Origin of the sequence: Actinoplanes sp. NPDC048791 (genome assembly GCF_040650095.1) — a bacterium.
Taxonomy (GTDB): Bacteria; Actinomycetota; Actinomycetes; order Mycobacteriales; family Micromonosporaceae; genus Actinoplanes.
In genome coordinates, this window is the sequence record NZ_JBEZGQ010000662.1 from 1 (window position 1) to 4,835 (window position 4,835).

General features: G+C 71.2%; 3 protein-coding genes and 4 pseudogenes. All 7 read right to left on the reverse strand.

Translation table 11 applies throughout. The annotated features are described in order from the left end of the window. The coding region (locus AB0C29_RS33910; RefSeq protein WP_360829008.1) for a cytidine deaminase at positions 1–280 on the reverse strand (280 nt) is incomplete at its 3' end. Further along, positions 273–1,640: a hemolysin family protein gene (locus AB0C29_RS33915; RefSeq protein WP_360829011.1), complete on the reverse strand. Its 1,368-nt coding sequence runs from the start codon at positions 1,638–1,640 to the stop codon at positions 273–275. The genes AB0C29_RS33915 and AB0C29_RS33910, both read right to left, overlap by 8 nt. Before the next feature lie 5 nt (positions 1,641–1,645). Beyond that, positions 1,646–2,116, reverse strand: coding sequence for an rRNA maturation RNase YbeY (gene ybeY / locus AB0C29_RS33920; protein ID WP_212989908.1), 471 nt, complete (start codon positions 2,114–2,116; stop codon positions 1,646–1,648). Positions 2,117–2,134: 18 nt separating this feature from the next. Further along, positions 2,135–2,497 (reverse strand): annotated as a pseudogene (locus AB0C29_RS33925) (PhoH family protein); the annotation flags it as partial. Positions 2,498–2,761: 264 nt separating this feature from the next. Continuing rightward, a pseudogene (locus AB0C29_RS33930) lies at positions 2,762–3,586 on the reverse strand (LAGLIDADG family homing endonuclease); the annotation flags it as partial. Beyond that, positions 3,575–4,273, reverse strand: a pseudogene (locus AB0C29_RS33935) (PhoH family protein); the annotation flags it as partial. The pseudogenes AB0C29_RS33930 and AB0C29_RS33935, both read right to left, overlap by 12 nt. Before the next feature lie 161 nt (positions 4,274–4,434). Continuing rightward, positions 4,435–4,835 (reverse strand): annotated as a pseudogene (locus AB0C29_RS33940) (penicillin-binding protein); the annotation flags it as partial.

The window sequence follows — 4,835 nt, forward strand, 5'->3', positions numbered from 1 at the left end:
TTGATGCTTCGGTCACCACCGCCGCCGCCTCGAGCTTGGTCGCGCCGGCTGCCGCCGCGGAGGCCACCGCGAGCTGCAGCGCCGTCACCGCCAGGCTGGGCAGGACCACTGTCGCCGCCGCGTACGTGCGGCCGTCCTGGTCGCGTACCGCTGCTCCTTCGACCGCGCCCACCCGGGCGCGGGCGCCGCGGGCCAGCGTGACCAGTTTGGCGTCCTCGGCGGTGAGCTCGCCCTCGGCGGCGGGGACGGCGGGTCCGGCGGAGCTGGTCTGGTCAGGCATCAGCGTGCTGTCTTTCCTCGGTCTCGGGGATGTTCTCGGTGTCCTCAGCTTCGTCTGAGGCGGTTTCGACCCGGCACACCAGCACCGAGTCGATCCGGTTGCGGCGGCCGGTGGTGCCCTCGGCGATCAGGTGCAGGCCGCCGACGTCGACGGACGCGCCCGGGATGGGCACCCGGCCCAGGGTCTGGGCGAGCAGGCCGCCGACGGTCTCGACCTCGTCGGCCGGCAGCTCGACGTGGAAGATCTCGCCGAGGTCCTCGATCGGCAGCCGCGCGGTGACCCGCACCGAGCCGTCGTCGAGGTGTTCCACGGGCGGGCGCTCGACGTCGTACTCGTCGGTGATCTCGCCGACGATCTCCTCGAGGATGTCCTCGATGGTGACCAGGCCGGCCGTGCCGCCGTACTCGTCGACGACGATGACCAGGTGGGTGCGGGCCGCCTGCATCTCCGACAGCAGGTCGTCGACCGGCTTGGACTCCGGCACGAAGGTCGCCCCGCGCATCAGCTCGGCGACCGGCATGGCCGAGGCCGCCGGGTCGCCGTTCTGGGTGCTGCGCACGACGTCCTTGAGGTACAGCACGCCGAGCACGTCGTCGACGCTCTCGCCGATCACCGGGATGCGGGAGAAGCCGGAGCGCAGGAAGAGGAACAGCGCCTGCTGCAACGTCTTGGGTGCTTCTATCCACACCATCTCGGTGCGCGGCACCATCACCTCGCGGGCGATGGTGTCACCGAGCGCGAAGACCGAGTGGATCATCTCGCGTTCGCCGTGCTCGACGACGCCGCGCTGCTCGGCCAGGTCGACCAGCTCGCGCAGCTCGACCTGGCTGCCGAACGGGCCCTCGGGGAAGCCCCTGCCGGGCGTGACCGCGTTACCGATCAGGATCAGCAGGGACGCCAGCGGGTTCAGCACCCGGCCGAGCCAGCGGACCAGCGGCGCGGCCGCTTTACCCACCGCGTACGCGTGCTGGCGCCCGACCGTACGCGGGGCGACGCCGACCACGACGAAGCTGACCAGCGTCATCGCCCCGGCCGTGACCAGTGCGGCCCGCCAGCCGACGCCCCAGCTGTCCACCGCGACGAGCGCGACCAGCGTGGTCGCGGTCAGCTCGCAGAGCAGCCGGAGCAGCAGCAGCAGATTGAGGTGGCGGACGACGTCACCGGCGACCGCTTCCAGGGCGGCGGCACCGCGCTGGCCTTCGCGGGCCATCTCGGCGGCGCGCGCCGAGGAGACGGTGGCCAGCGCCGCGTCGGTCATCGACGCCAGGCCGGCCAGGAAGACCAGGACCGCGGCGTAGATCACTAGTTGCACGTCGGGCAGCCCGCTGGTCGGGGCGGCCGCGAGTAAGAACGGCTCCACGGGGATCAGCCGGCCCGCCGTCCGGAGCGCCAGCTCTGCAGGAGCCGGGCCTGCAACGCGAACATCTCGCGCTCCTCCTCGGGCTCGGCGTGGTCGTAGCCGAGCAGGTGCAGCACCCCGTGCACGGTGAGCAGGTGCAGCTCGTCCGCGGGGGTGTGCCCGGCCACCGCGGCCTGCTTCGCCGCGACCTCGGGGGCCAGCACGATGTCGCCGAGCAGGGCCGGCTCACCCGTGCCGGCCTCACCGGGACCGTGGTCGACGCTGCCCTCGTCCATGGGGAAGGCGAGCACGTCGGTGGGACCGTCACTGCCCATCCAGCGATGGTTGAGCTCGGTCATGTAGTCGATGTCGACCAGCAGGATCGAGAGCTCGGCGAGGGGGTTGACCCCCATCTCCTCGAGCGCGTGCCGGGCCACCGCCAGGATCGCGTCGGTGTCGACCTCGACTCCCGACTCGTTGGCGATCTCGATGGACATGTAGTGCGTAACCCCTTATCAGCGCCGGCGGTTCGGGCGGCCACCGCTGGCGGCCCGGCCCGGCACGGCATGGACGGACTGCGTGGCCTGCTGTTCCTGCTCGACGTCGTAGCGGGCGTAGGCGTCGACGATCTCGGCGACCAGCCGGTGCCGGACGACGTCGGAGCTGGTGAGCTCGGAGAAGTGCACGTCGTCGACGCCCTGCAGGATCTCCCGGACGATACGCAGCCCGCTGGTGGTGCCCCCGGGCAGGTCGACCTGGGTGACGTCACCGGTGACCACGATCTTGGCGCCGAAGCCGAGCCGGGTCAGGAACATCTTCATCTGCTCGGGCGTCGTGTTCTGCGCCTCGTCCAGAATGATGAACGCATCGTTGAGGGTGTTGTGCGTGACGATCATGTCGTCGGTGACGTACAGCGAGTCGGCCGCCGCGACCTGGATGCAGACGGTCTCGGTCTCGCCGGCCGGCTCGATCGCGTCGATGAAGCGCATGGGCCGGCCGCTGCCGAACCGGTCGTAGACCTCCCGCTTGCGGGCGAGCCGGAACGGCTGCACGCCGGCGGGCATGCGGATGTCGAGCACGAAGGCGTCGTTGCGGTACGGGACCGGACATCCGTTGGCCAGGCCTGGCTTGCGGCCTTCCGCCGGGCGCCGCCGCCAGTACGCCACCCCGCCCAGCGAGCGGACCAGGAAGACGACGTCGTCCCTGAGCTGCTCGGAGCAGGTCGTGTACTGGATGCGACAGGTGCGGGCGCGCTGGCTGACCGGGCCACCGTCGCTGTCGAGCAGGCCCTGGAGCATCGCGAGCCGCACCTCGGCGCTGTTGAAGCGGTACTGCGCGGGCACGAACTTGGTATGGGACTTGGTGCCGGCCAGCTCCAGCTCACGCAGGATCGCGGTGACGGGGTTGGCGGTGATGACGCCACCGCGCCCGCCCCCGCCGGTGCGGCGCAGGACGTAGTCGACCTTGTTCTTACGGAACAGCTCGATCCCCGGCAGCGCCGCCTCGAGGGCCTCGGCCAGCTCAGGGTCGGCGGTGCTGAAACTCGGCGTCGTCGCGGTCGTCAGGCAACCGTCGCCCAGCAGCAGGCCCAGGGCGTACGCGTCCATCGGGACGTCCTGCGGCACGAACTCCACCGGGTCGACCAGGGGCAGTTCGTACCGGTGCACGTGGCCACGACGCAGGTTGCCGATCATGTCCTGGGTCTGCAGCACCCGTGCGGGGCGGTGGTGACTGCGATCATCCGGGGTCTGCACCGTCCACAGGTGTTCGCCGCAGGCGAGGGTGGAGGCTCCGTCCTGGGTCGTGATGCGGAAGACCGGCTTGACGCCCTGCGGGTAGACCCCCAGCACCGGCGTCGGCTGCCCGTCCGAGCCGACCACGAGATCACCGACGGCCAGCTCCCCAATCGGGCGCCACCCGTCCGGCGTCAGCACCTTGGCCGTCAGCGGCTGCGCGCGGCCACGCATGTAGGCCAGCGGGGCGACCTCGATCGTGCCCGCTGCCATCAGGCGGGGGATCGACTCGGGGTCGAGCATGTCGTGCAGCGCGTCGTACAGCGGCCGCAGGTACGGGTCGATCTTTTCGTTGAGCGTGCCGGGCAGGAAGCCCAGCCGCTCGCCCGCCTCGACCGCCGGACGGGTCAGAATGATGCGGTTGACCTGCTTGGCGGTCAGTGCCTGGACGGCCTTGGCCATCGCCAGGTACGTCTTGCCGGTGCCGGCCGGGCCGATGCCGAAGACGATCGTGTTCTCGTCGATGGCGTCGACGTAGCGCTTCTGCCCGAGCGTCTTGGGGCGGATGGTCTTGCCGCGCCGGGAGAGGATGTTGATGGTCAGCACCTCGGCGGGGCGCTCGGCGGTGTTCTGCTCGAGCATCGCGACGGTGCGGCGGACGGCGTCGACGCTGAGGGTCTCGCCTCTCTCGATCAGCTCGATGAGCTCCGAGAAGAGGCGTTCGGCCGTGGCGTTGTCGGCGGGCACGCCGGTGATGGTGATCTCGTTGCCGCGGACGTGGACGTCGCTGGTGAGGGTCCGCTCGATGTGCCGCAGGATCTCGTCCTTGGCGCCGAGCAGGTTCACCATGATCTTCGGGTCGGAGACCGAGATCCTGGTCTGCGCCCGGGCGGCAGCGTTGCTGGGATCGGTGCCGGTCATAGGGGCGGCCGTGAGGCCTCAGCCACCTGCTCTCATTCTCGTCCCGGTTCGGAGAGGCCCGCCTCTCCGGCGGTCCGCGTAAGGATCGTGCCATCGTATCCGGTCGGCGGCACCCACGCCGATGCCATTATCGGCGGGTCGGCCGGGCCGGGAACAGCGGGTCAGCCCTCGGAGACCGGTACGCCGTCGAAGGTCTCCTGGACCCGGGTGAACCGGTAGGTGGCCCAGTGCATCCGGACCACCCGGCCGTCGGCGTCGCGGGTCAGCCGGAGCAGCTCGCCGGCCTCGCGCCCGGAGATCGTCCGGAGCACGTCGGGCTGGTCGGGCAGCGGCCGGAAGACCGACGGCGGCCGGTCGGCCGGCGCGTCGGCCCCGCGGGACTGCAGCGCGCCGTCGTGCCAGCTGAAGACGTGCGCGAAGCCTTCGCTCCACCAGGGCCCGAGCACCGACCGGTACGCCGGCGGGGCGGCCCGGCCCGGTGACCAGGCGCGGACCTCGGCGGGATCGGCCTCGACGGCCAGGGCGAGCAGCTCGTGGACCAGGTCGTTGATCTCGGTGGCCG